The sequence below is a fragment of the Arthrobacter sp. 05L417 genome, assembly GCF_056397865.1.
This window is the reverse complement of the sequence record NZ_JBFTOG010000082.1, coordinates 1-1,564: the sequence shown is the minus strand read 5'-3', so window position 1 is coordinate 1,564 and position 1,564 is coordinate 1. Positions and strand designations below refer to the sequence as shown.

Below are 1,564 nucleotides of genomic sequence, written 5' to 3'. Positions count from 1 at the left end.
CCACTACGAAGGAAATTGTCGGCGACGTCGCCGCGGTGTTTGGCGCTGAGGTACTTGAGTCCGGTGAGGGCTTCGCGCTGGACGCCGCCGTCGGGCGTTCTTCGGACTACCTGCAGCACCCGGTGTTCAACACCCACCGTTCCGAAACCCAGCTGCTGCGCTATATCCGCAGGCTTTCGGACCGCGACCTGGCGCTGGACCGCACCATGATCCCGCTGGGTTCGTGCACCATGAAGCTGAACGCGACCGCCGAAATGGAAGCCATCTCCTGGCCGGAGTTCGCCTCGATCCACCCCTTCGCCCCGGATTCCCAGACCGAGGGCTGGCGCGAACTGATCGAAGATCTGGAAGCCGACCTGACCGAGATCACCGGTTACGACCAGGTCTCCATCCAGCCCAACGCCGGTTCCCAGGGCGAACTCGCGGGCCTGCTGGCCATCCGCGGCTACCACCACTCCCGCGGCGAGGCCCAGCGCAACGTCTGCCTCATACCGGCGTCCGCCCACGGCACCAACGCGGCCTCGGCGGTGCTGGCCGGCATGAAGGTGGTCGTGGTGGCCACCGCCGCCGACGGCACCATCGACCACGCCGACCTGCAGGCCAAGATCGACGCCAACAAGGACGTCCTCTCGGCCATCATGATCACCTACCCCTCCACGCACGGCGTGTACGACGCCGACGTGCGCGAGATCTGCGACTCGGTGCACGCGGCCGGCGGCCAGGTGTACGTTGACGGCGCGAACCTCAACGCGCTCGTGGGCCTGGCCCAGCCGGGCAAGTTCGGCGGCGACGTGTCGCACCTGAACCTGCACAAGACCTTCTGCATCCCGCACGGCGGCGGCGGACCCGGTGTCGGCCCGGTCGCGGCCAAGGCACACCTGGCACCCTTCATGCCGGGCGACGCCAACAAGGCGGCCCATGAAGACGGCGCTTCTTTGCCAGGGACTGGCGTCGCGATCTCCGCCTCGCGGTACGGTTCGGCCGGTGTGTTGCCGATTTCCTGGGCCTATGTGAAGCTCATGGGCGGCGAAGGCCTCACCGAGGCCACCAAGTCCGCGCTGCTTGCCGCGAACTACATCGCCTCCCGCCTCAACGAGTACTTCCCGGTCCTTTACACGGGCGAGGGCGGACTCGTGGCCCACGAGTGCATCCTGGACCTGCGCGAACTGACCGCCCGGACCGGCGTCACCGCCGAGGATGTGGCCAAGCGCCTCATCGACTACGGCTTCCACGCACCCACCCTGGCGTTCCCGGTAGCGGGCACCCTCATGGTGGAGCCCACCGAATCCGAGGACCTCGGGGAGATCGACCGCTTCATCGAAGCCATGATCACCATCCGCAAGGAAATCGACCAGGTCGCGCACGGCGACTTCACGGTGGAGAACAGCCCGCTGCGCCACGCGCCGCACACCGCTGCCGCCGTCGTGAGCTCCGATTGGGACCGTGAGTACTCCCGCGAGCAGGCCGTCTTCCCGGTCCACCACCTCAAGCAGGACAAGTACTTCCCGCCCGTCGGCCGCATCGACGGCGCCGCGGGCGACCGCAACCTGGTCTGCTCCTGCCC

At 67.7% G+C, this 1,564-nt stretch carries 1 protein-coding gene; it reads left to right on the top strand.

Annotated elements, in window-relative coordinates; all coding sequences use genetic code 11:
- The coding region (gene gcvPB / locus AC1DJW_RS26355; RefSeq protein WP_476902934.1) for an aminomethyl-transferring glycine dehydrogenase subunit GcvPB at positions 1–1,564 on the top strand (1,564 nt) is incomplete at both ends.